26 protein-coding genes and 1 tRNA gene are annotated in these 26,146 nt (G+C 43.8%); 13 read left to right on the top strand and 14 right to left on the bottom strand.

The genetic code is table 11. The features are described from left to right. Positions 1-54: 54 nt before the first annotated feature. A tRNA-Arg gene (locus Vgang_RS08100) sits at positions 55-131 on the bottom strand. A 223-nt stretch (positions 132-354) separates the two neighbouring features. Here Vgang_RS08100 and Vgang_RS08095 point away from each other — a divergent pair. Next, positions 355-1,623: a DUF2254 domain-containing protein gene (locus Vgang_RS08095; RefSeq protein WP_105903303.1), complete on the top strand. Its 1,269-nt coding sequence runs from the start codon at positions 355-357 to the stop codon at positions 1,621-1,623. A gap of 28 nt (positions 1,624-1,651) precedes the next feature. Here the strand turns inward: Vgang_RS08095 and Vgang_RS08090 are convergent, their stop codons facing one another. From Vgang_RS08090 to Vgang_RS08045, 10 genes are all read right to left on the bottom strand, one after another. Further along, positions 1,652-2,137, bottom strand: a complete 486-nt coding sequence (locus Vgang_RS08090; protein WP_105903302.1) for a DUF2878 domain-containing protein — start codon at positions 2,135-2,137, stop codon at positions 1,652-1,654. Beyond that, on the bottom strand, positions 2,115-3,380 hold the full coding sequence (locus tag Vgang_RS08085; protein WP_105903332.1) for a class I SAM-dependent methyltransferase: 1,266 nt from the start codon (positions 3,378-3,380) through the stop codon (positions 2,115-2,117). The genes Vgang_RS08090 and Vgang_RS08085 overlap by 23 nt, the downstream gene beginning before the upstream one ends. 74 nt (positions 3,381-3,454) lie before the next feature. Continuing rightward, entirely contained in the window at positions 3,455-4,285 is an 831-nt protein-coding gene (locus Vgang_RS08080; RefSeq protein WP_105903301.1) for a DUF1365 domain-containing protein, read from the bottom strand. Next, positions 4,282-5,535: an NAD(P)/FAD-dependent oxidoreductase gene (locus Vgang_RS08075; protein ID WP_105903300.1), complete on the bottom strand. Its 1,254-nt coding sequence runs from the start codon at positions 5,533-5,535 to the stop codon at positions 4,282-4,284. The genes Vgang_RS08080 and Vgang_RS08075 overlap by 4 nt, the downstream gene beginning before the upstream one ends. Then, entirely contained in the window at positions 5,535-6,278 is a 744-nt protein-coding gene (locus Vgang_RS08070; RefSeq protein WP_105903299.1) for an SDR family NAD(P)-dependent oxidoreductase, read from the bottom strand. The genes Vgang_RS08075 and Vgang_RS08070 overlap by 1 nt, the downstream gene beginning before the upstream one ends. Further along, a complete protein-coding gene (locus Vgang_RS08065) occupies positions 6,275-6,727 on the bottom strand; it encodes a nuclear transport factor 2 family protein (protein WP_105903298.1) in 453 nt (150 codons plus the stop codon). Before Vgang_RS08065 ends, Vgang_RS08070 begins: the two co-directional genes overlap by 4 nt. A 70-nt stretch (positions 6,728-6,797) precedes the next feature. Then, positions 6,798-8,219: a deoxyribodipyrimidine photo-lyase gene (gene phrB, locus Vgang_RS08060; RefSeq protein WP_105903297.1), complete on the bottom strand. Its 1,422-nt coding sequence runs from the start codon at positions 8,217-8,219 to the stop codon at positions 6,798-6,800. A 30-nt stretch (positions 8,220-8,249) separates the two neighbouring features. After that, on the bottom strand, positions 8,250-9,200 hold the full coding sequence (locus Vgang_RS08055) for a YbgA family protein (protein ID WP_105903296.1): 951 nt from the start codon (positions 9,198-9,200) through the stop codon (positions 8,250-8,252). A gap of 54 nt (positions 9,201-9,254) precedes the next feature. Beyond that, positions 9,255-9,965: a ChrR family anti-sigma-E factor gene (locus Vgang_RS08050; RefSeq protein ID WP_105903295.1), complete on the bottom strand. Its 711-nt coding sequence runs from the start codon at positions 9,963-9,965 to the stop codon at positions 9,255-9,257. Then, complete coding sequence (locus tag Vgang_RS08045) at positions 9,962-10,543, bottom strand: sigma-70 family RNA polymerase sigma factor (protein WP_105903294.1); 582 nt, start codon at positions 10,541-10,543, stop codon at positions 9,962-9,964. The genes Vgang_RS08050 and Vgang_RS08045 overlap by 4 nt, the downstream gene beginning before the upstream one ends. Before the next feature lie 456 nt (positions 10,544-10,999). On the opposite strand from Vgang_RS08045, the gene ccmA reads away from it, so the two are divergent. The 10 genes from ccmA (at position 11,000) to Vgang_RS07995 (ending at position 19,073) form a co-directional block, all read left to right on the top strand. Further along, complete coding sequence (ccmA, locus tag Vgang_RS08040; protein WP_211294102.1) at positions 11,000-11,620, top strand: cytochrome c biogenesis heme-transporting ATPase CcmA; 621 nt, start codon at positions 11,000-11,002, stop codon at positions 11,618-11,620. Continuing rightward, positions 11,621-12,289, top strand: coding sequence for a heme exporter protein CcmB (gene ccmB, locus Vgang_RS08035; RefSeq protein WP_211294100.1), 669 nt, complete (start codon positions 11,621-11,623; stop codon positions 12,287-12,289). It begins immediately after the preceding gene. A 79-nt stretch (positions 12,290-12,368) separates the two neighbouring features. Then, complete coding sequence (locus Vgang_RS08030) at positions 12,369-13,139, top strand: heme ABC transporter permease (protein WP_105903293.1); 771 nt, start codon at positions 12,369-12,371, stop codon at positions 13,137-13,139. Continuing rightward, positions 13,139-13,345 (top strand): heme exporter protein CcmD, encoded by a 207-nt coding sequence (ccmD, locus tag Vgang_RS08025; protein WP_105903292.1) that lies wholly within the window; start codon positions 13,139-13,141, stop codon positions 13,343-13,345. Before Vgang_RS08030 ends, ccmD begins: the two co-directional genes overlap by 1 nt. Beyond that, positions 13,342-13,827 (top strand): cytochrome c maturation protein CcmE, encoded by a 486-nt coding sequence (ccmE, locus tag Vgang_RS08020; RefSeq protein ID WP_105903291.1) that lies wholly within the window; start codon positions 13,342-13,344, stop codon positions 13,825-13,827. The genes ccmD and ccmE overlap by 4 nt, the downstream gene beginning before the upstream one ends. Before the next feature lie 5 nt (positions 13,828-13,832). Then, complete coding sequence (locus Vgang_RS08015; RefSeq protein WP_105903290.1) at positions 13,833-15,812, top strand: heme lyase CcmF/NrfE family subunit; 1,980 nt, start codon at positions 13,833-13,835, stop codon at positions 15,810-15,812. Positions 15,813-15,814: 2 nt separating this feature from the next. After that, the gene (locus Vgang_RS08010) at positions 15,815-16,399 is read left to right on the top strand and encodes a DsbE family thiol:disulfide interchange protein (protein ID WP_105903289.1); all 585 of its coding nucleotides are present in this window, start codon (positions 15,815-15,817) and stop codon (positions 16,397-16,399) included. Then, on the top strand, positions 16,399-16,896 hold the full coding sequence (locus Vgang_RS08005; protein WP_406708306.1) for a cytochrome c-type biogenesis protein: 498 nt from the start codon (positions 16,399-16,401) through the stop codon (positions 16,894-16,896). Before Vgang_RS08010 ends, Vgang_RS08005 begins: the two co-directional genes overlap by 1 nt. Then, positions 16,893-18,128 (top strand): c-type cytochrome biogenesis protein CcmI, encoded by a 1,236-nt coding sequence (gene ccmI, locus Vgang_RS08000; RefSeq protein ID WP_105903288.1) that lies wholly within the window; start codon positions 16,893-16,895, stop codon positions 18,126-18,128. The genes Vgang_RS08005 and ccmI overlap by 4 nt, the downstream gene beginning before the upstream one ends. Positions 18,129-18,284: 156 nt before the next feature. Next, positions 18,285-19,073, top strand: a complete 789-nt coding sequence (locus Vgang_RS07995) for an MlaA family lipoprotein (protein ID WP_105903330.1) — start codon at positions 18,285-18,287, stop codon at positions 19,071-19,073. 103 nt (positions 19,074-19,176) lie between these two features. Here the strand turns inward: Vgang_RS07995 and Vgang_RS07990 are convergent, their stop codons facing one another. From Vgang_RS07990 to Vgang_RS07980, 3 genes are all read right to left on the bottom strand, one after another. Next, the gene (locus Vgang_RS07990; protein ID WP_406708305.1) at positions 19,177-20,499 is read right to left on the bottom strand and encodes an outer membrane protein transport protein; all 1,323 of its coding nucleotides are present in this window, start codon (positions 20,497-20,499) and stop codon (positions 19,177-19,179) included. 373 nt (positions 20,500-20,872) lie between these two features. Beyond that, a complete protein-coding gene (locus Vgang_RS07985; protein ID WP_105903286.1) occupies positions 20,873-21,592 on the bottom strand; it encodes a DUF3379 family protein in 720 nt (239 codons plus the stop codon). Continuing rightward, on the bottom strand, positions 21,585-22,148 hold the full coding sequence (locus tag Vgang_RS07980; protein WP_105903285.1) for a sigma-70 family RNA polymerase sigma factor: 564 nt from the start codon (positions 22,146-22,148) through the stop codon (positions 21,585-21,587). Before Vgang_RS07980 ends, Vgang_RS07985 begins: the two co-directional genes overlap by 8 nt. Before the next feature lie 459 nt (positions 22,149-22,607). On the opposite strand from Vgang_RS07980, the gene fadI reads away from it, so the two are divergent. Together fadI and fadJ are read left to right on the top strand one after the other, a co-directional pair. Further along, positions 22,608-23,945, top strand: a complete 1,338-nt coding sequence (gene fadI / locus Vgang_RS07975) for an acetyl-CoA C-acyltransferase FadI (RefSeq protein WP_105903284.1) — start codon at positions 22,608-22,610, stop codon at positions 23,943-23,945. A 2-nt stretch (positions 23,946-23,947) separates the two neighbouring features. Further along, positions 23,948-26,125: a fatty acid oxidation complex subunit alpha FadJ gene (gene fadJ / locus Vgang_RS07970; protein ID WP_211294098.1), complete on the top strand. Its 2,178-nt coding sequence runs from the start codon at positions 23,948-23,950 to the stop codon at positions 26,123-26,125. Positions 26,126-26,146 lie beyond the last annotated feature (21 nt).

Genomic DNA, 26,146 nt, shown 5'->3' with positions numbered 1-26,146 from the left:
TTTGCTATCAATGTGATAGCAAACCCTTTCTTGTTTCGATTTCTTTACATATTATGGCGTCCCCAGTAGGAGTCGAACCTACGGCCTTCCCCTTAGGAGGGGGACGCTCTATCCTGCTGAGCTATGGGGACGCATCATTGACGCGTTGATAATACGGATTTTATCTCGATAATCAAAGCTTGGTTTACAGCCTCTTGAATAAATTGGTTTTGATTGCTGTTTTTTTATTCTCTTTTCCCTATTTAATCTCTGCTGAGGTTATTTGTTCCTCTGTTCTCATTATTCTCTCTCAACGATTGCTAAATCCCTGATCCCACTCTTTAATAGGAGAATGATGGCGCTCAAAGGAATGTTATGCAGATTCGTTATTCTCCCGAACACTTACGCTTTTTATATAACCGACTAAAAGACAAACTGTGGGTTAAGCCCTTATGGATGTGCTTGTGCTCGGTGGCGGCGGTGTTTGTTGCCAAGTTCGCGGATCATGTTGATACTGGCTTATATATTTTGCCGATTAGCATTAAATCGATTGTCGCTCTGCTGGAAATTATGTCTTCCAGCATGTTGGTGATCGCGACATTTTCAGTGGGCTCTATGGTGTCCGCTTATGCCTCTGCCAGCACCTCAGCGACGCCACGTTCTTTCAGTATCGTGGTGTCTGATGACACGTCTAAAAATGCCTTATCCCGTTTTATTGGTTCGTTTATTTTCAGCATTGTTGCTCTGACTGCCATCAATAATGATTTTTTTGATGTTGCAGGGTTACTTGTATTATTCATCATGACCGGATTAGTTTTTGCCGTTGTGATCCTGACCTTTATCCGCTGGGTCGATAGGCTCGCTCGGCTTGGACGCATTGGAAATACCGTGGACCGAGTTGAAGAAGTGGCAATGAAAGCTTTGCTGCGAATTCGAAATGCCCCGACACGTTGCGCTGCACCTTGTGTCGATACTGATAAAGGCGAAGCGGTCATGGCGACCTCGGTGGGCTACGTACAGCATATTGATATTAGCCGATTGCATTACTGGGCTGAAGAATGTGATGCCACCGTTGTGTTAGCGGTTTTGCCAGGAGAATTTGTCGCTCCAGGCTCTGTGCTCGCGAGAGTGATTTGCTCGAAACAGGAAATGGATTTCGATTATAAAACCGTATTGGCATCTTTTCAGATTGGTGAAGACCGGCTATTTGATGATGATCCGCGCTTTGGCTTGGTTGTGCTTTCTGAAATCGCTGGGAAAGCGTTATCGCCTGCGGTCAATGATCCGGGTTCCGCCATTAAAGTCATTGGTAGCTTAGTGCGCCTGTTCGTATGTTGGAGTGAACCTGTGCCTGAAAAGGACGATAAAGAGTCAAGTTATGATCGGGTTCAAGTGCCACAAATTCATATTAACGATATGTTTGATGATGCGTTCACGGCGATTGCTCGCGATGGAGCAGGGTGTGTTGAAGTGGCAATGCATTTACAAAAAGCCTTGATGTCGCTGTCCATGGTGGGGGATGAAGCAATGAAAGCGGCGGCAGTACACCATGCAGAGCTCTCATTGAAGCGCTGTAAAATTGCGATGGAATTGGAAGAAGATTGGCAGCAAGTACAAAAAGTCAGCTTGGTGGAGGCAAAGTAAACAATAGCGTGCAAATTTAGGTATGAGATTAACGTTGTGTCCATTGAGCATAAATCAACATCAGAGGCAGCAATATCGCCCATACTAGTGCATAGCTGAAAATGAAGATTTCAATACTTTGAAATGTATTAAACGCACCGACTTGTAATCCCATGTAATAACTGAAACTGCCAAAAATGGCCCCCAGTACACTTTGTAGAGGCCATTTCAATGTTCTCAACCAGGACAAGCTATGGTTCAAACATAAGGTAAAATGTCCCCATAATAAAATTAACCACAGCGGCAGGGTAGATTGCCCAATGTCTAAAACCTTGATGGTCACAAGAAGTTGATCGATCAATACGCCAAGCAAAGCAATAATGAGCAGCAGGCTATCGGCACGACGGGTTGGGGTCAAAGCAAAATGTATAGCAAAAGCTGTCAGCATAAAAAAAGGAGCGTTAACTGGGAACGATGCAGCTAACGCCCAACAGGCTTGGAACAGAAGGAAATTAATAATCGAGAATCGTTTCATCGTGCTGATCAAAGTAACGAGGCTTACGCATAACAATATGGTGGGTGCTGATCACTCGTTCCATAAATGCGCCTTCACAATAACAGAAGTAGTAATGCCATAGACGCTTGAACGTGTCGTCATACCCAAATGGTTGAATTTCAGACCAATTATTCTCAAAGTTATTACACCAATCCGCCAATGTACGTGCGTAATGCAAACCAATATCTTCAATATTATCTATGGTCATGTCGGTTGACGTTTGCACTTGCTGGCTGATCACACTGATGGAAGGTAAACAACCACCGGGGAAGATGTACTTTTGGATAAAGTCGGTGCTTTTTCGATACTTCTCATAACGTTGATCGGCAATCGTGATCGCTTGGATCAACAGTTTGCCCGTTGGTTTAAGAAGATCATTACATTGCTTAAAAAATTCTGGCAGGTATTCGTGACCAACCGCTTCAATCATTTCTATCGACACCAGTTTGTCATATTGACCATCCAGCAATCGGTAGTCTTTTTTGAGTAGCGTAATTTGATTTTCTAAACCTAACGCCGCGATTTTTTGTTGAGCAAATTGGTATTGAGCGTCAGAAATCGTAGTCGTCGTCACTTGGCATCCATAGTGTTGCGCCGCAAAAATGGCTAAACCTCCCCAGCCCGTTCCAATCTCAATTAAATGATCACTCGCTTGCAAGTCTAATTTGTCGCAAATGGACTTTAATTTATTCTGCTGAGCTTGCTCAAGGCGGGTATTTTCAGCTGAATACACCGCACAGGAATACATCATGCTGTCATCTAAAAATCGGGTATAAAGCTCATTACCCAGATCGTAATGGGCCAAAATGTTTTTTTTCGAACCGGCAATGGTGTTGAGATTTAGGCGTTGCGTTAGGGTGTTTTTGACATTAGCGAGCCAACTCATTTTACGTTCGAGTTGATCCAGTTCTTGTTGATGGCGAGCAAAGATGCGAATTAAAGTCGTGAGATCGAGTGTACTCCAACGTTGTGCAATATAAGCCTCGGCCGCTGCGATGCTGCCGCCTTTCACAATGTCGCGATACACAGCAGGATCGTGAATCATGACCTGGGCACGTAAAGTTGCATCAGGCTGACCCAACGTGTTTTTCTCTGTGCCATCTTGAATTTCAATACAAGCGTCTTGCATGGTATTTAAAATCTTAAACACCAGTTGCTTACATGATTCATTTAGCCAGCCAAATTTGCTTTTTTCGGCCACTAAAGATTGTGTCTGTTCCATCATCACCACTCCATTTTTTAATTTGTTTTCCAGTCGTGGGCTATAGTTATAACTATCGCTCTATTGGGATCGTTCTATTGGGATTGCTGCTTGTGTGACGGCTTTTGTTGATGAGGCACAAAAGGCACATTTTTGCGAAAGAGCTTTAATGCTTGCCAGTAAATACCTTGTACAATTTTTAAATTCATAAAGGGCAGTGCAGCCCAGTCCATCGTTGAGACGGTCGCTTGGCTATTGTGACCCTCTTGATTGCCCATTTTTAGTTGAGTCATGGCGACGGTGGCATCAAATAGTTTTTCATTAGCGTTATCATTGGTTCGATTTTCAATATGAATCAGTGCTTTGCCGTCGTGTGAATCGTCGCTAGCCGCCTTTAATTCTGGTTGGTGAATACGCCATTGATACTTCATGTCCATCTCCATAAAAGGGGATACATGAAACGCTTTTTGCGTCACTTTCTCGCCTTTCATGTTCACCAAATAATAGTGACGCTCGTTCCATGGGGTATTGCTTACTTCCGCTAGCATGTAACGGCACTCATCGTCAGATTGATAACAAAAGTAAAAGTTAACTGGGCTGAAGTAGAGACCAAAACAACGGCACTGCGCCAGCATCATCACATCACTTCCATCCCAATCTCCACCAAGGCGCATAACTTTATTTTTAATACGCGCCAATAAGTCGCCCGGTTCACTTTTTATGTAATCTTTCTCAACAAATCTTACCGGCTTATACCATTGTGTGCCTAGCATCCAATGCTGGTGGTTTAGGCGGCTTAACTGTCGAACATTGATACCCAGCATGGTGATGGGGTAACTAAAATGGTGAGAGCATGGCGCAAAGCGTCGGTGGCGTACCTTGCCTTTGTAGATGCTGTGTCCTTGAAAAATATCAGTGCGATTCATAACGAGATTCCAAATCGTGCAGCCACTTCTACCGCACTGCGCACGCCATCTTCGTGGAAGCCATTATGCCAATAGGCACCCGTGAAATGAGTACGATTATGACCACAAATTTCACTGCGACGCTGTTGAGCCGCTAAACTGACTTGGTTAAAAATTGGATGCGCATAATCAAAGGTATTGATGATCTTATCTGGGTCAATTTGCCCGGTATTATTGAGGGTGACGCAGAAAGTCGTTTCAGACTGTATGCCTTGAAGAATATTCATGTTGTAGGTGACACAAGCTGGGCGCTCAATATCTGAATCTAAATGATAGTTCCAACTTGCCCATGCCAATCGACGTTGAGGAAGTAATTGAATATCGGTATGCAATACAACTTGGTTATTCCGATAGGGGATGTTCGATAAAATCTCGCGCTCTTGTTCCGTTGCATCAGCAAGCAGAGATAAAGTTTGGTCGGAATGACACGCTAAGACAATTTCATCAAACCGTTCTGTTTTGCCATTAGCCAATGTGATTTCAACATGAGTGTCTTTACGAGTGATGGTTTGAATATCACAATTTAGCCTAATGTTGTCCTTAAAGGATTGAATAAGAGGGGCGATGTATTGTTTTGAACCGCCAGGAATAACAAACCATTGCGGGCGGTTTTGGATATCGAGTAGCCCGTGGTTGTAGAAAAAACGCACGAAAAACTTAAGTTGAAATTGCATCATTTCACCTAGGCTGGATGACCAAATGGCCGCGCCCATCGGTAAAATATAATTTTGACAAAACCCGTCGCCAAACTGGTGGGTTTGTAAAAATTCGCCCAAGGTCAAGGCGGGGTCAATATCATCTTGTTGATGCAAAGTCTTACATAGGCTATTGAAACGCAAAATGTCCTTAATTAAGCGCCAAAAAGAGGGGCGAAGTAGGTTACGGCGTTGAGCAAACAGAGTATTGAGCGTACTACCGTTGTATTCTAAGTTGGACGCTGGGTTCATGACGCTAAAACTCATCTCCGTCTTTTGTTGCTTAATGCCAAGTTGGCCCAGGAGTTTGATAAAGTTGGGGTAAGTGCGCTCGTTATACACAATAAAACCGGTATCGATGGCGTAGGTTTTACCATCAAGGTTAACCTCTTTAGTTGCGGTATGGCCGCCAATATAATCATTCTTTTCAAATACGGTGACTTGGTGCTCTCGGCTGAGCAAGTACGCGGCGGTTAAGCCTGAAATACCTGAACCAATAATCGCAATATTCTTCATTATTTTGTCATCCTTGCAGCCAGTTTTTTCCATATTGGAAAGGGTAATAACGACAGTAATTTCAGTAGCCAAGTAAAGCGCTTGGGAAAATGAATCTCGCTTTTGTTATGGCTAATACCTTGATAAATAATCTCAGCGGCTTGATCTGGGCTGACTAAGCAAGGCATTGGAAAGTCATTTTTATCGGTGAGTGGTGTTTCCACAAATCCAGGGTGAATCACGCTGACGTGAATGTCGTCTTTTTTCAAATCGATGCTTAATGTGCGAGCAAGATAGGTGACGGCGGCTTTTGATGCCCCATAAGCTTCAGCGCGTGGTAAAGGTAAAAAGCTGGCACTAGAGCTGGTGAGAGCCAAGTTACCACCCGTGCTAAGGAGCGGTAGCCATGCTTCGAGGCAGTATCCAATACTGATGAGGTTGGTGTTAATGACACGAGAAAAGAGTGCCCCATCAAAGTGTTTAGCCTCATCAATGTATTCGCAGGTGCCAGCATTTAGAATGATGATATCGAGCGAAGGCAAACTCACCGATGCGGCTTTTATTGCCTCTGGGTTCGTAATATCGCAGCACAATGGAAGTATATTTCGATGCACTTCCATTAAGGATTTAAGCGCATCGAGATTACGTCCACCCGCCCAAACACAGTAGCCTTGATTGGCATAATGCAAAGCAAGCGCTCGTCCAATGCCAGACGAAGCGCCGCTAATTAATACGTTTACTAAGCCATTTGTTGAGTGATTCATGAGCTGGCCTTTTGTTTGATGAACTTAACGATTGAGCCCACAACCGGAAGTTGCTCATACAACATACTGCCAATATCAAAATAGTCCCTGTGGTGAATGATTTTGCATTGAGCGCAGCCCTCGTCTTGGCTAAAAACAAGATGTGAGTGCCCATCGACCACAATACTGTTGCCGTGGTTCAGTTTTGGATGACGCAAGTGCATGGTCCAATACACCGCGGCCTGTTCACGTTGCTCGAAGGTTTGATTAATCTCGAAATGACAGGAAATAACATTGGCATAAAGATGCTCAAAATATTGATGCAGCTGGTGTAGCCCTTCTACCCGATGAAGCGGGTCTTGGAACTGAATATGGTCGGCATAAATCTCATCCAGAAGATGCAAATGATCTTTGTCGAGATTTTGGTAGGTCTCGATAAATCGATTAATGTTGGTTGAAATTTGTGTCATATCCCTTGCCTCATTCTTAACGACTCGTGTTTCTCGCTCATAAAGGATGAGGTTAAAAACAGCGTGTGGGTTAAGTTTGCTTATAAAAACTCAAAGCCTGTTGCCTTGCCGTTGCGTGATCAACAATCGCTGGCCAATAGCTTTCTATGTGATTCTTTTTTAAGTACTCATGCGGAAAATGCAGGTGCTTTAGCGGTACACATTCCAGCTCTGGTAGATATTTACGAATGAAGCTGCCATCGGGATCATATTTTTCGCTTTGGCTGATAGGGTTGAAAATTCGAAAGTAAGGTTGAGCGTCGCAACCTGTGCCCGCCGACCATTGCCAGCCACCGTTATTGGCACTGAGATCGCCATCAATCAAATGTTGCATAAAAAATTGCTCGCCTAAACGCCAATCGACCAGACAATGTTTGGTTAAAAAACTGGCTACGATCATGCGTAGTCGGTTATGCATCCAGCCGGTTTGTACCAGTTGTCTCATTGCGGCATCGACAATTGGATAACCAGTTTTTCCTTCTTTCCATGCTTCAAACAATTGTGGTGAATTTGGCCACGGCAAAGCATCATACTTATGGTTAAAGTTCTGATGTTTATTGAGTTTTGGGAAGTGGTGTAGCAGGTGACGATAAAAGTCTCGCCAGGCTAACTCATTGAGCCAACTGCCTTGTGGCTGAGAAATATTTTCCAATATGAGTGGATCGTGGTGCAACAATTCCGCAAGGATGCGTTTAACACTGATCGCACCAATGGCTAAATAAGGGGATAAACCTGATGTGCCTTTTATTGCAGGGAAGTCTCTATCCTGATGATAATCACTGAGTTTGTTCTGTAGGAAATCAGGTATCACTTGTCTTAAGACCACATCCGCGAGTGGCCATTTATTGGAATCTTTCTTCTCTGCGTTAAACGTAATTTTGTTAGCCTGCTTCTTCTGAGCAGTGCTGCTCGGTTGAACTGTCCGGCCTTGTTCAAGGTCAGTGGTGATAGGTGAGGCAAGATATTGGATTAAATGCGCTGCCCATGCTTTCTTAAAGGGCGTAAACACTTTATACATTTCATTCTGCTTATTGACTATCGCACCCTTACGTACGATGACATCGGCCTCAAAGGTGTGAAAATTTAGCCCGTTTTGACGCAGTTTCTCACCTATCCAATGATCGCGCGTTCTTTCATTAAATTCGACTTCATCGTTCGCAAACACGGCATCGATGTTGTTTTGAATACAGTAGTCGAGCAGTTGTTGCGATTGGTGCTCAAAATCGGTGGCGGCGATATGAACGAACTCAATGCCCGCCTTGGTAAACTGCTCAGCTAACAAGTTGACGTGACGTTCTATAAAGTCGATTTTGATGGCGGCCATATCATGTTGCTGCCATTGCTTAGGGGTTGAAATAAAAATCGCTTGAAAAGGTTGCTTTGCTTCCATAGCAGCATGCAGAGCTGGGTTGTCATCGATACGAAGATCATTGCGAAACCAAACGAGATTCATAAGGTAAAATCATCCTTTATAAGACGTGAACTAGATATAACGTAACTTCAGTTCCTGAGGATAAGGAGCCAGATACACTTGTGCGGCCAAATATTGCTGTGGAAACTCTTTTAAGTAGTGATTAATGAGCGTTAACGGCACGAGCAGTGGGACTACTCCCTGGCGAAAGTCTTCAATATGAGTCGTGAGCTCGCTTTTTTGTTGTTTCGTCAGCACTTTTTTAAAGTAACCCTGTAAATGCTGCAACGTATTGGTATGGCTGCGATGGGTTGCTACATGCTTGAGCCCCGACATTAATATCGAAATGTATTGTTGCGCCATCTCTTCTACGTCCAGATCGGCACGCGCCAATAATCGTCCGGCTTCTTTATAGCTCACAAGGTGATGGCTCATGAGTAGGTACTTACGTTCACTGTGAAAGGCAATTAACTTGTGTTTAGTTAAGCCTGACGCCAGTAATTCTTTCCAATGCTGGTAGGTAAATACACGAATGATAAAGTTTTCTCGCAAGGCTGGGTCCATTAGGCGACCATTTTCTTCACAAGGTAGGTTTGGGTTGTAGGCCATGATTTGCTTGGCAAACAAACCGATGCCACTGGCGGTGCTGCCTTTGCCATCTTCTTGATACACTTTCACTCTTTCCATGCCACAACTTGGGCTTTTTTGGCAGAAAATAAAACCGCTCAAGTGATCAATCTTATTCGCAATGTTCTGACCATAATTAGTCAAATCTTGGGTGACATCGCCGCTACCATCTGGGCGTTGGGCGTGCACGCCGTCTTGATATTGCACTAGGCGAATGGTCGGTCTTGGTACTGGTAACCCAATCGCCACTTCCGGACAAAAACCTTGAAAGCGGACAAAAGGCGCAAGGTGAGTCATGCAAAAATCTGAGCGTTTATGTCCTTTATCAAATCGAACATGTTCTCCTGTAACACAGGCGCTAATGCCTATTTGAGGTTGCTGTTGAGGTAATTTCATTCTGCTTCCTATCTACTAATCAGTTGCATTTAACGGAAAGAAAAACGGTAGAACTCAGTAAATAAATGTACCAATAGGGTTTAATAATTTGGATAACCCTTTGGTAAATTGCAAAGCATCGCTAGAGACGCTTAAACATAAGCAGCCAGTTTCAGTGTGGGGTGAATGTTCATGTTCACCATTAAGCCAAATGAAATCCCCAGCCTGATACTGACCCATGCTGTCGGAAAACTCGCCGGATAGCAGTAAAGTCAACTCAAAGCCTTTATGGGTATGCATAGGAACACTGCCACCGGGTTCAATATGTAACAGGCTGGTTTTCAACTGCCCGTCAGCTAGGTCGACACGAGAACGAGTAATTTTGCCTAGGCTTTGCGGTTTTTGTAACGTCAATGAACGCAAGGCATGAGGTAGGGTATATTGTTGGCCTTTGAAGCATATCGTCACTGGATCAAGCTTGAGTTCTTGCTCTAACTCTGCGCTGGCAGTAATGCTATCAACCATGTCATCAAACATGTCGCCAAATTCAGTGTCAAACTCCTCATAAGAGTTATCCGAATAGCGTTTATCAGAGTGATTTTCTTTATGCATCACTGAAGTGTTATCTACAAACACTTGCTCAGCATGATGTCGATTTAATGCTTCGATAGAACACTGGCATTGCGGGCACAATTCAATATGCGCTGAAATGACCACACTTAAAGAGGCGGGCAATTCAGCACCCACGAAAGCGGTGAGCAATTCATGGCTTGGATGATGTTTCATGAATGTTCTCCCATTAGGTGTCTGAGTTTAGCAATAGCAAGTCTCAAACGTGATTTGACGGTGCCTAAAGGAATATTAAATTGTTCGGCCAATTGTTCTTGAGATAATTCTTTAAAATACACACCTTCGATAAGTTGCCTTTGTTCGTGTGATAGACGGTCAAGAAGGCGCTTAATTTTATTGCTCATCAAATGATCGCTGACATCTAGCGGCTCAACGACGTCAGATTCCACGAGCGGCCAGATGTCATCACTGAGGTGTTCTTCTTTTTGTGTGCGGATTTTGCGTAACATATCAAATGACGCATTCCGCATGATGGTATAAACCCAAGTTGTGGCAGCGCCTTTATCGGCATCGAAGAGATGGGCTTTGCGCCATACGCTGGTCATGGTTTCTTGTACCAGTTCTTTTGCTTGTTCTGGGTGGTTAAATTGCTTCATGCCAAAGCGCTGAATTTTAGGCGCAAACCAGTGAAACAGTTGCTTAAAAGCCTGTTTGTCACGTTGATTGGCGATGGCTTGCAACCAGTGTTCCAGTGGCGGCAGCGAGTCGTTGTTGTCGATAATGTCTACGCTCATAGTTATGTGTGAGTGTAGTGATCGTTTCAATTTTCGTTGTTGAGTCTCTACAAGCATAAGGCGTCATTCTAAATTCCCTTGATGCCTACATTACGAGGAGCTATCAAAAACGATCACATTTTTATTAAATTAACTGCGCTCATTTGCCTCAATTGTGGCACGAAGTGTGGGGTGAAAAAACGCAATTTGATTAAAATCATGAAATCTCTCATTAATATCGCTTATACCCCTTTTGGATGATAGGCGTCTACCTGTGTGTGTTTATCATTGTTGAGTGGGTATAAATGTTGAACTTTTGGTCAAGTCTTGATTAACGAATTATCACGCTTTTGCCGGCTTTTTAGGCAAAATTGTGATTGTCTGAACATTCATTACAGACTTTAGATGTTAACGCTTTCGAGACGATTCTCCTGTGGTAACATACCCGGTTATTAACTTAACTATAGATGAATAAGTATGCTGGAAGTACGAGACCTCACCGCGATTCGTGATGATAGGGAATTATTTGAATCGGTCAGTTTTGCTGTCACAGCGGGTGATCTTGTACAAGTGGAAGGCCGTAATGGTTCAGGGAAAACCACCATGCTGCGTATTATTACTGGGTTAGGTGATAGTGATTCTGGTGAAATTTTCTGGAATGGTGTTGAAACACGTAAAGATAGAGATGCCTTTCATCAAGATTTATTGTTTATTGGTCATCAGACCGGTGTGAAAAAAGAGCTGACCGCGTTCGAAAACTTATCTTTTTATCAAAAGTTGAATGGCAGCGCAGGCGTCACACAAGATGATATTTGGATGGCCTTAGCCAAGGTTGGGTTAGCGGGTAAAGAAGATATTCCGACCGGTAAGTTATCTGCGGGGCAACAGCGACGTGTGGCCTTAGCACGTTTATGGCTGAGTAAGCATCCGCTGTGGATTTTAGATGAACCATTAACAGCGATTGATAAACAAGGGATTAAAGTGATTGAGGCTTTGTTTGTCGAACACACCAACAATGGAGGTATGGTGCTTTTTACCACTCACCAAGACATGTTTACCGAGCTTGATAGCCTCAAAAAAATTCGATTGGGTGAATAAATGATCGCCAATATGTTGTCTATTATTCGTCGCGAACTCTTGATTGCTTATCGTCGCCAAGCGGATGTGTTTAACCCCTTGTGGTTTTTTATCATCGTTATCACTTTGTTTCCATTGAGTATTGGCCCAGAGCCGAATTTGTTAGCGCGTATTGCAGCCGGCATCATTTGGGTAGCGGCGTTGCTTTCGGCTCTGTTATCGTTAGAGCGTTTATTCCGCGATGATTTTCATGATGGCGCACTCGAACAATTAATGTTGTTGCCAATCCCATTGCCTTTGGTGGTGTTGGCCAAAGTGATCGCTCATTGGTTACTGACCGGCTTGCCGTTGATTTTGATTAGTCCTTTGTTAGCGGTGTTGCTGTCTTTGGATATAAAAACCTGGCTGGCTGTGGTGGTGACTTTGTTACTTGGCACACCAACGCTAAGTTTTATTGGTGCGATTGGGGTCGCGCTAACGGTTGGATTACAAAAAGGCGGTGTATTGCTGAGTTTGCTGGTGTTGCCTTTGTATATTCCTGTGCTGATTTTCGCGACATCGGCGATTGAAGCGGCTACCAGTGGATTTGCGTATTCAGGCCAGTTGGCCATTTTAGGAGCAATGTTGATGGGCGCGGCGACCTTAACCCCATTTGCGATCAGTGCGTCATTACGTATAAGTGTGAATTAGATTCGTTTGAGCGATGCGCTTGAACCATAAGAAAAAGAGTGGGGCATAAAAGTCCTTCCTATTAAAGTGAGAAGCAAAAATGTGGAAATGGTTACATCCATACGCGAAAGCTGAAAAAACCTATCAGCTGTGCGGATCGTTATTACCCTGGTTTTCGGTATTGGCTATCGGCTTGCTAGTGGTCGGTACGGTTTGGGGGCTGGCTTTTGCACCTGCCGACTATCAACAAGGTGATAGCTTTCGGATTATTTACATTCATGTTCCTGCTGCCATTTGGTCGATGGGTATTTATGTCTCAATGGCGATTGCTGCTTTTATCGGTTTAGTGTGGCAATTGAAGCTGTCAAATATGGCAGCATTGGCGATGGCTCCAATCGGGGCAGTGTATACCTTTATTGCCTTAATTACCGGTGCGGTTTGGGGTAAACCTATGTGGGGCGCTTGGTGGGTATGGGACGCTCGCTTAACCTCTGAATTGATTCTTCTGTTTTTATATCTAGGTGTTATTGCCTTGTATCACGCTTTCGACGATGAAAAAACCGCAGCCAAAGCCGCTGGTATTCTCGCGATTGTCGGGGTGATTAATATCCCTATCATTCATTATTCGGTTGAGTGGTGGAATACGCTACATCAAGGTGCGACCATTACCAAAATCGGCAAACCTTCCATCGCACCAGAAATGTTGTGGCCATTGTTGTGCACCATCTTTGGTTTTGCTTTTTTCTTCGGCGCCTTGACTATGATTCGTCTGCGTACCGAGATCATTCGTCGTGAAAGCCATCGCCCGTGGGTGTTGCAACTTGTTAAAGCAGCGAACGGTCAATCTCAAATAACACAAGGAGTGAAGTAATGTATTTTGACTCTTTCAGTGATTTTTTAAACATGGGTGGATATGCCGCTTATGTGTGGTCTTCTTTTGGCATTACTTTCGCTAGTATGCTGATTTTGTATTGGAAAAGCGTGGCAGATGGCAAAGCGTTATTGAAAGACATTCAGCAAAAAATTGACCGTGAAGCACGTCGTCAAGCGGCGAAAAAAATGGAAAATACACTATGACACCTAGACGTAAAAAAAGACTCGCAATTGTATTGGCTATTTTGATTGGTGTGGCAGGTACTGTTGGTTTAACCATGTACGCGTTAAATCAAAATATGAATTTATTTTACACACCAACGGAAATTGTCAACGGTAAGCCTGATGGCACGAAACCTCATGTTGGTGAGCGTTTGCGTATTGGTGGCATGGTGGTAGAAGGGTCGGTAAAACGAGATCCTGAATCCTTGAAAGTCAGCTTTGATTTAAAAGATCTAGGGCCTACCGTCACGGTGACTTACGAAGGTATTCTTCCTGATTTATTCCGTGAAGGGCAAGGTATTGTTGCCCAAGGTACCTTAGTTGACCCAACGACGATTGATGCGTTTGAGGTATTGGCGAAGCACGATGAAAACTATATGCCTTCTGAAATTGAAGAAGCCATGAATAAAGGGCATAACGCGAAATACGATTACGAAACTCACACCATTAAAGAGCAGGAATAAGCACAATGATTGCTGAACTTGGACATTTTGCCTTAATTCTTGCATTAGGGTTTTCATTTGTACTCAGTGCGTTACCCATGTATGGTGCCAGCACCAATAACCGCACCTTGATGGGCATGGCCAGACCTTTGTCGTGGGGCATGTTCTTAATGTTGCTGACGTCTTTCGCTACTTTGTTGTGGGCGTTTTATAGCAATGACTTTACGTTGCAATACGTTGCCAGTAACTCGAACAGTCAATTACCTTGGTACTACCGTTTAACTGCAGTGTGGGGCGCGCATGAAGGCTCATTGCTACTTTGGGTATTAATTCAAGCCATTTGGACAATTGCGGTAGCGACGTTTAGCCGCGGCATGCCACAAGAGTCGGTGTCTCGTGTTCTTTCTGTGATGGGTATGATTTCTGTTGGCTTCCTACTGTTTATTATCCTTACTTCAAACCCATTCTTACGTACTTTGCCGTACTTCCCAATTGATGGTCGAGACCTAAACCCATTACTTCAAGACCCAGGTTTGATTGTGCATCCACCAATGCTGTACATGGGCTATGTCGGTTTCTCGGTGGCGTTCTCGTTTGCGATTGCTTCATTAATGACAGGCCGTTTAGATACCGCTTGGGCGCGTTGGTCTCGTCCGTGGACAACGGCGGCGTGGGTATTTTTAACCGTCGGTATCGCGCTAGGCTCTTGGTGGGCGTATTACGAATTAGGCTGGGGCGGCTGGTGGTTCTGGGACCCGGTTGAAAATGCCTCTTTCATGCCTTGGCTTGCGGGTACGGCATTAATGCACTCTCTGGCGGTGACCGAAAAACGCGGTACATTCAAAGCCTGGACAGTATTACTTGCCATCAGTGCTTTCTCATTAAGTTTGCTTGGTACGTTCTTAGTTCGCTCGGGTATTTTGGTGTCTGTACACTCGTTTGCTTCTGACCCTGCTCGCGGCATGTTCATCTTAGCCTTCTTAGTGATTGTTATCGGCGGTTCGTTGCTCTTGTTTGCTCTAAAAGGCGCATCGGTACGAGTTCGCGGTAACTACTCATTGATCTCGCGTGAAAATGCCTTGTTATCCAATAATATTTTGCTGGTTGCCGCTTTAGTCGTGGTCTTGATTGGTACTTTATTACCTTTAGTGCATAAGCAAATAGGTATGGGGTCAGTTTCTATCGGTGCGCCATTCTTTAATACCTTATTTACTTGGTTAATTGTGCCTTTCTCTTTGATTTTAGGTATTGGTCCGTTAGTGCGTTGGAAGCGCGATAACTTGGCAGACGTCAAAATACCAATGTTAGTGTCGTTTGTGGTGTCGGCTGTTGTGGCTGCAGCGATTGCTTTCTTGTCATCAAAAGAATTTATGCCATTGGCCACTCTAGGTTGGTTCCTAGCGATTTGGATCATTGCAATGCATGGCTTTGAATTGCATCAGCGTGCGACGCATCGTCATCGATTTTTTGAAGGCTTGACCAAACTTCAACGCAGCCATTGGGCCATGATGCTGGGTCACATTGGCTTAGCGGTGACCATCATTGGTATCGCTATGGTACAGAACTACAGTGTTGAGCGTGATGTACGTTTAGCGCCGGGTGATAAGTTTGAAATCCATGGCTATCAGTTTGATTTTGTTGGCTTACGTGATCATGATGGCCCGAACTATGAAGGGTTTATTGCCGACTTTATCATCAGTGAAGATGGCAATTATGTGAATGAGCTGCATGCTGAAAAACGTTACTACCACACGGCGCGCTCTATGATGACCGAAGCGGCGATTGACCGCGGATTCACACGCGATCTTTATGTCGCAATGGGTGAGCGCTTAGATGGTACGGACGCTTGGGCCGTTCGTATTTATTACAAGCCGTTTATTCGTTGGATCTGGTTTGGTGGGATTTTGATGGCGATTGGTGGTGTGTTAGCTATTAGCGATAAAAGATACCGTTTCCGTAAAAAATTAGATAAAAAAGCCATTAAAACAGAAGAGCAGGAGGCGTAAACATGAACCGTAATATTCTATTTGCTCCTCTCGCTTTATTTGTGATTTTAGTGATTGTGTTTGCTACGCAGCTGACTCGCAATGCTGATGGAGATGATCCAACTAAATTAGAATCAGTCTTGGTGGGCAAACCTGTGCCTGATTTCCAATTAGAAGATCTGTTTCAAGCGGATAAAACCTACGATCAGAGTCTGTTTCAAGGTAAGCCGTTATTACTGAACGTTTGGGCAACCTGGTGTCCGACCTGCTATGCCGAGCATCAATTCTTGAATAAGCTATCTGAGCAAGGCGTTAATATCATTGGTTTGAACTACAAAGATGATCGTGAAAAAGCCAAGAAATGGTTACGTGATTTAGGCGACCCTTATCAACTGGTTCTGTTTGATGGCGATGGCATGTTCGGTCTTGATCTTGGTGTGTATGGCGCGCCAGAAACCTTCCTCATTGATGCTAATGGTCACATTCAATACCGTCATGTCGGCGATGTGAATGTAGAAAATTGGAATGAGACGTTATTGCCGCTGTACAACAAACTTGAAGGTCAAACCACGGAATTGAAACCTATCCCGATGGAGCGTGCACAATGATCAAAAAATCACGCTTATTGATGCTACTGTGCTTGTTTTTTGCTATTCCTGCGATGTCGGCAATTGAAGTATTTGATTTTGATACGCCACAGCAAGAAGCGCAGTTTCAAGAGCTGAGCCACACATTGCGTTGTCCTAAATGTCAGAACAATTCTATTTCGGATTCGAATGCAGAATTGGCGAAAGACTTGCGTATGAAAGTCTATCAAATGACCAAGGAAGACAAGTCGAAACAAGAAATCGTCGATTATATGGTGGCCCGCTATGGCAACTTCGTGACTTACAATCCACCTCTGACTCCGTCGACGGCAGTTTTATGGTTAGCGCCGCTTGCGATTGTGGTGTTTGGCTTTGGTTTTATTGTGATTCGCAGCCGTAAAAAAGCCGCGGCTACCGAAGGGCAAAGCTCAGCGCAGTGGGATGAAAAACAAGAACAGCGTCTAAAAGCACTTTTAGATGAGTCGGATTCAAACGATAAAAAAGGTAATGATTCATGATGGCATTTTGGATTGGAAGCGTAGTGTTACTCGTCGTATCGTGCGCCTTAATCGTTTATCCATTACTCAAGCCAAAACAGATAGATGAAATGGCTCAGCGTGATGATTTGAATAAAGCATTTTTTAAAGATCGTCTGGCTGAGTTGGACTCAGAAGATCAAGCTGGGATTGTGGGCAACAAAGATGATCTTGTGACGGATTTGAAGCAATCGTTACTCGATGATATTCCGGCTGGACACAAGTATGCGGAAAACAAGAGCGAGTCAATGAAATGGCTGGCAGTGCCATTGGTGATTTTTATGGCGGTGGTCTCTTACGGTGTGTATAGCCTTTATGGTGCACATTCTAAAGTTGCGCATTGGAAAGAGGTAGAGAATAACCTGCCGTTGCTTTCTCAAAAGCTGATGAATCCAAATGGGGTGGAATTGACGGATCAAGAGATGTCGGATTTGAGCTTAGCATTGCGCTCTCGCTTACAATACAACCAAGATGATGCAACAGGTTGGGTGCTATTAGGCCGTATTGGTTTGGCAAATCGAGATATCGAGACTGCAATTGGTGCACTGACCAAAGCAGACAAACTGATGCCTAATAACGGGGATATTCAGCTGAGCTTAGCACAGGCTTTAATGTTCTCATCCGATCAAGCGGATCTGCAAAAAGCCGATTCTATTCTAGCTGACTTGCTGAAAAAGCCGGATGTGGATTTACGCGTGTATTCGTTGTTGGCTTTCAGTGCTTATGAAAATGGTAACTTTGCCCAAGCAATTGATTATTGGAAACAGTTGCAAGCGAAAATTGGCAAAGATGATGATCGTTACGACATGCTCACTCGCAGTATTCAAACTGCGCAACGTGAATTAGATGCTCAACAAAATCCGCAGCAACGGGCTGTGGAAGGGACGCCCGTTAAGGTCACTATTTCGTTAGCCCCGCAAGTCAAACTTCCGGAACAAGGCGTGTTGATTGTTTCTATTCATACCGCTGATGGGGCACCCATGCCAGTAGCGGCGGCGCGCTATCCGATTTCAAGTTTCCCAATTACCGTGGTTTTGGATGACAGTAACAGCATGATTAAGGAACGCAAACTTTCCAGCCTTTCGGATATCATGGTTCGTGCTCGTATAGATAGCGATGGCAATGTTTCAACCAAAGAAGGGGACTGGTATGGAGAAAGTATGCCAATTCACCTTGGTGATGATGTGGTGATCTCAATTGATCAGCAATATTGATGTTTAACATGAATATGCAATACAATTAACATCATTGCTGATTGATGTTAATTATTCGCTTAAAGAACTGAGTGTAAAGGCAATGTATTGATTTACTTTGCCTTTTTTATTTTTCCCCTTTACACAGGATGTGGTGGTTTGAACAATTTCAAACGGATTCGAACATTTCCTTTTTATATTCTTACCTTGCTTTTCGCCCAGGGGTGCTCAACGTCGCCTGATGAAAGTGCTTCAACAGAAGATACTCTTGAGGTCGCGACAGTCAGCAATATATCAGTACAAGATGATGAACACTGGGATCCACTTGAAGGTTTTAACCGCACCATGTGGGACTTTAACTATGAAGTGCTCGATCCCTATGTTGTTCGTCCGCTCGCTATCGGTTATATGGAATGGACGCCGTGGCCAATTCGTGAAGGGTTAAATAACTTTCTTGATAACCTGGATGAGCCAGCCAGTGGCCTCAATAACTTGCTGATGGGGAATGGCACAGAAGCGATGCAAAATTTTAGTCGCTTTTTGATCAACAGCACCATAGGTTTGCTCGGCTTGATTGATGTAGCATCGGCGGCAGATATTCCACAGACTACACGTGAGTTCGGTGATGTGGTTGGGCATTATGGAGTGGGTGATGGCATGTATATTATGGTGCCAGCCTACGGACCGACAACGCCACGGCAAGTGACGAACTTAGTTGATACCCTATATATTCCACTGAGTTGGTTAACCTTTTGGCAATCAACGGGTAAATGGGCATTCCAAGGCTTAGAGTCGCGTTATGAGTTAATCAATCAAGAAGGCATGCTACGCAATTCACCTGATGCGTATGAATTGAGTAAGAGTATGTATTTCCAATATCGTGACTTTAAAGCGGAAATTGAGCAAGAACCGGAACAGGTTTTGGATGAAGATTTATTAGAAGATTACCTAGGTCAGGATTACTGATCTTCAAAGCTAACCTATGTGACTAAAACAACAAAGCCTTGCTACTGAAAAGTAACAAGGCTTAATTTTTTCGAGTTTCGAGTTTCGAGTTTCGAGTTTCGAGTTAGAACGTTTTGCTGTACTGCACACCAGCAATGATGGCATCCGTGTGGGTTGTTGCATCGATGCTTGAAATACCATGTTCTTCATGAGCATCGACATCCACACCTAGCAAGTAGGTTAGGCCAAAATCGATACTAGAATCACTGCTCGGCGCGTATGAGAAACCTGCTGATAACCAGTTACGGTTTGAATCGGGTACCGCAATGGTTGTGATTTCATCTTGAGCACCTTGGTCGAATTTGTAACCCGCACGCAGCGTCCATTGATCGTTTAAGTAGTAAGTACCACCGATAGCTGCGGTCCAAGTATCACGCCATTCGAATTTTTGCAGTGTGATATCTGGATCAGCTGTAGCCAGGTCGTTAAATTTGCTCCAATCAGTCCAACCAATGGTATAGCTTAAAGCAAATTTAGTGCCTTTAAAGTGGTTGTAACCAGAGAATTGTGCAAAGTCAGGTAGTGGTACCACGATCTCATCGGCTAAAGTAATGCCGGCAGGGCCATCAATTTTGCCTTTAGCATGGATTTCTGGGCTTGCATGGTACGAAATGCCCCAACGGTTATTCTCGTCTAACTCGTAAGTTGTACCTACGTTCCAGCCTAGGCCAGCGCCACTTGCATCCACATCAACTAAAGTTGAGTCAGAAGAGATATTATCAGGTAGATTCTTAGGCTTTATGTTGGTATTTAATTTGGTATTAATTGCTTTAGCTATAATTGCTTTTGCTGAGGGGCTTAAATCTTTATCAATACCAATTCCGCGCTTAAACTCACCATGACCGTAAATTAAATCAAGACCCGCCCCAAAGCTCCAGTGTTCATTTAAACGGTAAGAAGCCGCTAAGGCTAGCTCTGCACTGATGATACTTGATGTGCCGCCATATTCACTTGGGAATGAGTCATCAAATTCAGATTCAGTACCAAAGTTAGAGTACAAACCTGCACCCACTGCCCATTTATCATTGACTGGTACAACTAAGAACATATTTGGCGCAACAGCTAAGTTACCTGCGTCATCGTAGCTAACGTCACCATTTGGGCTAAGGTGACTTTGATAGTAGCCATCTTCAACAGAAATCATTGGCTTGATTGCAGTAGCCCCCATAGAAAAAGAAGTCTTGTCAAAAAGCGCCATAGCCGCTGGGTTGATAGCCATCACTGAAGCATTGTCGGCAATGATACCATCGCCCGCAAATGCACGGCCTGCACCTGTTGCAGATTGAGCATCAAGCTGAAAGCCTGCTGCAAAGCTCGATGGAGCGGCGAGTAATAATGCGCTGGCAATCGTAGAAGTGGTGAACACATTCAACTTTTTCATTGGGATAATACCTACTTTATTTTTGTATATTCTTTTCAATGTTGTGTCTTGAAAATGGGGTGACGCTTATAAAGGAGGCGCATTATGAGTGTAACAAGATGTTTAACATATCCGACCAATGAGTAAAAATCGTCGAAATGTGCCAATAATGTCGCTAAATGTAGGTAATTTCTGGTTTTGTGTTTGTTGTGATTTGGTTAAATCCTGACAGAATATTTCGCTAAGTGCTGCTGCATCAATAATTGGGCTGAATGGATTTGAACGTGATTAAGCATAAGTGGTTGAACTATAAGGGGATATTTTTAGGTATAAAAAAGCCATAAACAGAAGAAATAAACCTTGCTTATGGCTTTGTTAACATTTGGCTCGGAAGAATTTCTTAACCTTTAAAAGTTAATAATGGTGCTATTTGTTGCGATAAGGCAGTTAAATCTTCACCTTTTTCACCAACTAACACTAAACTGCCTTGTTTTAATGGTGTTATTTCACCGCTCATGCCTGAATCTTCAAATTGACTTTGAGTGCGAGCTTCAATATTTGAAACAAACGCGGTAACCCGTCCATTTTTACCTTGGAACACCATGTGCAACGCATGATGTTTGGGACTAAAGCCACAGTGATTCAGATAATAAATATGGTAGGGAAAGTCACTGACTAATTGGTAAGAGTACACCTGCAATTTGGCTTGAATTTCTTGGCTTGAATTGGCTTCATTAATATAAGCGGTAAAGGCCTCTTCTTCTTTAACATGATTCATCGCCATCGTCTCTAGACTAGCGTGGGCTGGGGTCACTAATAATGCCCCCCAATTAACCTGACCAATGAATAAACCGAAGGTAAAAATAACCGAAGCAGCCAATGCTAAAACACGGCGAGAAACATTGACGGTACGTTTCGGGCTAGTACTTTGAAAAATGATTTTATCTGCGAGGTCATCAGGCACATCCACTTTGAATGCGTTTTCTAATTTATGCTCTAGATCGAGCAAGCCTTCTGCGTATTTCTTGCGTTGAGGACTTTGGTTGAGCTCAGATAAAATATCTTGGCTGTCATCAGTAGGGTCGGATAATAAACGACGTCTGAATTCTAAATCATCCATGTGTGGCCCCTTGAGTTGATGAATTGGAGTCGAGTTGTTCTTTAATTTGGTTTCGAGCACGGAACAAGCGAGTCATGACGGTATTTTTATTCAGATCTAAAATGTCGCTAATTTCATCGCCGGAAAATCCTCCAATAACTTGTAGAAAAAGAGGCTCACGGTATTCAACGTCTAGTTTCATAATCTGATTTTGTAGCCAATTAAGCTCATGATGCTGTGAATCATCGACGCTGCCGCTGTTGCCCGGTTCATCTATATCAACCAGATCGAATTGCTTGCGCTCAAAGCGTCTAGCGTTCTCACGTCTTAAAATCGTAATCAGCCAAGATTTTGCCGCTTTCTCATCTTTTAAACTATCAATGGCTTTCCAAGCACGCAGGCAAGTCTCTTGCACTAAATCTTCGGCAATATGTTTATCTTTGCATAACCAATAGGCGTAGCGGTAAAGATCGCGATGATAAGCCCTCACAAGGGACTCGTAACGTTTTTGTCTATTCATATCGCTATTGACCGTGTTAGGTAGTTTTTTCTTTCCTAGCGATGAAAAAATTGCCATGCATTTTCCTCAAGGTGTGCACATCTGATTCATTAATGTGAATTTTCTGCAAAAAAGACCCAGAGTAAAATTGTCGTTAAGTTTTTGATTTACTATCTTTATTTAGATACCAGAACCATTTACAGTGAAGGCTTCAGTGACATCTATAAGTGTGGGTATTTTTGCTGCAAAAATGAAGTGAAAAAGTTGCACAATGTTATCTAAAGGTTGTTTTTGTGGCTATGTTGTCTGTGTCAGGTGGCTATGTCGTTTGTGCTTGGCTGTTTCGGATTCATTAATCTAGGTCACAAGTTTACGTTAATGTTTCGATAATACCGGTCGCTCAGTGTTAACTTTTAGGCGCGTTGTATACAATTGAGGTCTGACCACTTTGGTTATCCATGAACCGACACGTTTCTAAAGCCAGCAGACTCAAGTATTGCTATTTTCTAGAACGATCTAATTGATAAAGGAAAGGATATGAATCAGCAGGAAGTTAAAACTCGCCAGGGCGATCGTATTGCCATTGTGGCGGGGCTTCGAACCCCATTCGCTCGTCAGGGCACCGCATTCAAAGAAGTACCTGCCGTTGACCTCGGTAAAATGGTCGTCAGTGAATTACTGGCTCGAACGCAAATCGATCCTAAGTTAGTTGACCAAGTGGTGTTTGGCCAAGTGGTTCAAATGCCTGCTGCGCCCAATATCGCGCGAGAAATTGTATTAGGAACGGGCATGAATGTTTCAACCGATGCTTACAGTGTCACGCGTGCTTGTGCGACCAGTTTTCAATCTGTGGTCAATGTGGCAGAAAGCATCATGGCGGGGAATATCGAAGTGGGAATTGCAGGCGGAGCCGATTCTTCGTCTGTGTTGCCGATTGGCGTATCGAAAACCTTAGCGCAAAGTTTATTAGAACTCAGCAAAGCGAAAACACTACCTAAAAAACTGTCGATTCTACGTAAATTGTCATTCAAAGATCTGATGCCTGTTCCGCCGGCTGTGGCTGAGTATTCGACTGGTTTGTCGATGGGGCAAACGGCAGAGCAAATGGCAAAAACGCATCAGATTCCACGAGAAGAACAAGACGCGCTAGCTCACCGCTCTCATACTCTTGCAGCTCAAGCCTGGGAGGATGGTTTAATTCAAGATGAAGTGATGACGGCTTATCCAGAACCCTATAAAGAGTGGATTCATCAAGATAACAATATTCGTCAAGATTCTCAGATTGAACAATATGCGAAATTAAAACCCGCTTTTGACCGCAATTTTGGCAGTGTGACTGCGGCGACCAGCACACCGTTAACCGACGGGGCGGCCGCGGTGTTGATGATGAGTGAAAGCAAAGCCAAAGAACTTGGTTTAGAGGTGCTTGGTTACATTCGTTCGTACGCCTTTTCTGCGATTCAAGTAGAAGAAGATATGTTGATGGGACCATCGTATGCGACACCTATGGCGCTGGATCGCGCAGGTTTAGAACTTGCCGATCTGGATTTGATAGAAATGCATGAAGCTTTTGCAGCCCAAACGCTAGCGAACGTCAAAATGTTTGCTTCAGAAGAGTTTGCCAAAGAAAAACTCGGCAGAGATAAAGCGATTGGTCAAATTGATATGGAAAAATTCAACGTACTTGGTGGCTCTCTTGCTTACGGGCATCCATTTGCGGCAACCGGCGCACGTTTAATGACACAGACGCTACGCGAATTGAAACGACGTGGTGGTGGCCTAGCCTTAACGACAGCTTGTGCCGCTGGTGGTTTAGGCGCAGCAGTGATCTTAGAAGTCGATAAAGATGATGCACAAACGCAAGGAGAGAAGTAATCATGACAACCGATAATCAAGTTTCCACTTCAAGCGTTTCAGAAAGTTCAAGCGTTTCAGAAAGCCAAGTGAGTTCAAAACAAGCCTTCACTTTATCTATCGATGATAATCAAATCGCTTGGCTAGCGGTTGATGTTCCGAATGAAAAAATGAACACACTGCAAGCGCAATTTGCAGAACAAATGGAAGCGGTGTTTAAGCAACTCGATGAAAAGCGTTCATCGATCAAAGGCATGATCGTCCATTCTCTAAAGCCGGATAACTTCATTGCAGGTGCGGACGTGCGCATGCTGGATGCTTGTCAATCGGCGCAAGAAGCTGAAGGGTTAGCCTCTCAAGGTCAAGAGATGTTTAATCGTCTGGCTGCGCTGCCTTTCACTGTGGTGGCTGCCATTCATGGCCCTTGTTTGGGCGGTGGGTTAGAGCTGGCTTTGGCGTGTGATTACCGTGTGTGTAGTGACGCCGATATTACGCGTTTAGGCTTGCCAGAAGTACAGTTAGGTTTATTACCAGGCTCGGGTGGCACACAACGTTTACCTCGTTTGATTGGTTTACTGGATAGCCTAGATATGATCTTAACGGGCAAACAAGTTCGAGCGAAAAAAGCATTAAAACTCGGGTTGGCTGATGCTTGTGTGCCTTCATCAATTTTATTGCAAGCAGCACAAGAATTTATCTCAAAGTCGAAACGTAAAGGTAAGTCAGACATTAAAGAGAAATTATTGGCGAATACCGGTTTGGGTCGCAAAGTGATTTTTGAACAAGCGGCGAAAAAGGCCAATCAAAAAGCACGCGGAAATTACCCTGCTATTCCGGCAATTTTGCAAGTGATTCAATACGGCTTAGAAAAGGGCATCAAAGAAGGGTTAGCCAAAGAAGCGCAAGAGTTCGGCAAGCTGGTCATGACCTCGCAATCACGTGCGTTACGTTCGATTTTCTTTGCTACAACGGAAATGAAGAAAGATTTTGGCTCATCGGCTCAACCTAAAAATATCAATGGTGTTGGTATTCTCGGTGGTGGCTTAATGGGCGCAGGGATCGGCTATGTGTCTGCCACTAAAGCCAAGGTACCAGTTCGTATTAAAGATGTATCCAATGATGGTGTTTTGCATGCTATGAAGTACAGCTATGACTTACTCGATAAGCTGTACAAACGTCGTGCATTAACCAAAGCTCAGTTACAAAAACAAATGCAGTCAATTTCTGGTGGGACAGATTTCACTGGGTTTAGTGAAAAAGACATGGTGATTGAAGCGGTATTCGAAGATCTCTCTTTGAAGCAGAGCATGGTGCGAGATATTGAGGCACAAGCGAAGAAGGGGGTCATTTTTGCCACCAATACTTCGTCATTGCCGATCAGTAAAATTGCTCAAGGTGCTGCTAAGCCTGAAAATGTGATTGGTCTGCATTATTTTAGTCCAGTCGATAAAATGCCCTTGGTGGAAGTCATTCCCCATGAAGGGACGTCAGACGAAGTGATTGCGACCACGGTGAAGTTTGCTCGTAAGCAAGGCAAGACGCCGATTGTGGTGAAAGATAAAGCGGGCTTCTATGTAAACCGTATTCTTGCACCTTATATGAATGAAGCGGCGAAGATCTTATTGTCAGGTGAGCCGGTTGAGCATATTGATGACGCGCTATTAAACTTTGGTTTCCCTGTAGGGCCGATTGCTTTACTCGATGAAGTGGGTGTCGATATCGGTGCTAAGATCACGCCGATATTAGTTGAAGAACTTGGCGAGCGTTTTAAAGCGCCAGATGTATTCGATACCTTGTTGAAAGACGGTCGCAAAGGTCGTAAAGCCGGTAAAGGTTTCTATACCTATAAAGGTAAGAAGAAAGAAGTGGATAAATCGGTCTACAAACTTTTGAAAGTTACGCCAGAGTCGATTCTTTCAGAAGAAGTGGTTGCGATGCGCTGTGTATTATTAATGATCAATGAAGCCGTTCGTGCGTTAGATGATGGCATTATTGCTAGTCCGCGCGATGGTGATATTGGTGCTATTTTCGGCATTGGCTTCCCACCGTTCTTAGGTGGCCCGTTCCGCTATATCGATCAAATGGGCGCGGCGAAGTTGGTTGAAATTATGAATGGATACGCTGAAAAATACGGCAGCCGCTTTGCTCCTTGTGATGGGTTGCTGACTCGCGCGGGTACTGGTGAAAAGTTCTATTCGTAAGTATTCTCATTACATTCCTTA

Origin of the sequence: Vibrio gangliei (assembly GCF_026001925.1) — a bacterium.
Lineage (GTDB): Bacteria > Pseudomonadota > Gammaproteobacteria > Enterobacterales > Vibrionaceae > Vibrio > Vibrio gangliei.
The sequence above is the reverse complement of the archived record's forward strand: the minus strand, read 5'-3'. Positions and strand labels throughout refer to the sequence as shown.

Bases quoted from the DNA above. Each gene is read 5' to 3' on its own strand.
- Vgang_RS08095 (WP_105903303.1), top strand. From the start codon at position 355: ATGCAGATTCGTTATTCTCCCGAACACTTACGCTTTTTATATAACCGA.
- Vgang_RS08090 (WP_105903302.1), bottom strand. From the start codon at position 2,137: ATGAAACGATTCTCGATTATTAATTTCCTTCTGTTCCAAGCCTGTTGG.
- Vgang_RS08085 (WP_105903332.1), bottom strand. From the start codon at position 3,380: ATGGAACAGACACAATCTTTAGTGGCCGAAAAAAGCAAATTTGGCTGG.
- Vgang_RS08080 (WP_105903301.1), bottom strand. From the start codon at position 4,285: ATGAATCGCACTGATATTTTTCAAGGACACAGCATCTACAAAGGCAAG.
- Vgang_RS08075 (WP_105903300.1), bottom strand. From the start codon at position 5,535: ATGAAGAATATTGCGATTATTGGTTCAGGTATTTCAGGCTTAACCGCC.
- Vgang_RS08070 (WP_105903299.1), bottom strand. From the start codon at position 6,278: ATGAATCACTCAACAAATGGCTTAGTAAACGTATTAATTAGCGGCGCT.
- Vgang_RS08065 (WP_105903298.1), bottom strand. From the start codon at position 6,727: ATGACACAAATTTCAACCAACATTAATCGATTTATCGAGACCTACCAA.
- phrB (WP_105903297.1), bottom strand. From the start codon at position 8,219: ATGAATCTCGTTTGGTTTCGCAATGATCTTCGTATCGATGACAACCCA.
- Vgang_RS08055 (WP_105903296.1), bottom strand. From the start codon at position 9,200: ATGAAATTACCTCAACAGCAACCTCAAATAGGCATTAGCGCCTGTGTT.
- Vgang_RS08050 (WP_105903295.1), bottom strand. From the start codon at position 9,965: ATGAAACATCATCCAAGCCATGAATTGCTCACCGCTTTCGTGGGTGCT.
- Vgang_RS08045 (WP_105903294.1), bottom strand. From the start codon at position 10,543: ATGAGCGTAGACATTATCGACAACAACGACTCGCTGCCGCCACTGGAA.
- ccmA (WP_211294102.1), top strand. From the start codon at position 11,000: ATGCTGGAAGTACGAGACCTCACCGCGATTCGTGATGATAGGGAATTA.
- ccmB (WP_211294100.1), top strand. From the start codon at position 11,621: ATGATCGCCAATATGTTGTCTATTATTCGTCGCGAACTCTTGATTGCT.
- Vgang_RS08030 (WP_105903293.1), top strand. From the start codon at position 12,369: ATGTGGAAATGGTTACATCCATACGCGAAAGCTGAAAAAACCTATCAG.
- ccmD (WP_105903292.1), top strand. From the start codon at position 13,139: ATGTATTTTGACTCTTTCAGTGATTTTTTAAACATGGGTGGATATGCC.
- ccmE (WP_105903291.1), top strand. From the start codon at position 13,342: ATGACACCTAGACGTAAAAAAAGACTCGCAATTGTATTGGCTATTTTG.
- Vgang_RS08015 (WP_105903290.1), top strand. From the start codon at position 13,833: ATGATTGCTGAACTTGGACATTTTGCCTTAATTCTTGCATTAGGGTTT.
- Vgang_RS08010 (WP_105903289.1), top strand. From the start codon at position 15,815: ATGAACCGTAATATTCTATTTGCTCCTCTCGCTTTATTTGTGATTTTA.
- ccmI (WP_105903288.1), top strand. From the start codon at position 16,893: ATGATGGCATTTTGGATTGGAAGCGTAGTGTTACTCGTCGTATCGTGC.
- Vgang_RS07985 (WP_105903286.1), bottom strand. From the start codon at position 21,592: ATGGATGATTTAGAATTCAGACGTCGTTTATTATCCGACCCTACTGAT.
- Vgang_RS07980 (WP_105903285.1), bottom strand. From the start codon at position 22,148: ATGGCAATTTTTTCATCGCTAGGAAAGAAAAAACTACCTAACACGGTC.
- fadI (WP_105903284.1), top strand. From the start codon at position 22,608: ATGAATCAGCAGGAAGTTAAAACTCGCCAGGGCGATCGTATTGCCATT.
- fadJ (WP_211294098.1), top strand. From the start codon at position 23,948: ATGACAACCGATAATCAAGTTTCCACTTCAAGCGTTTCAGAAAGTTCA.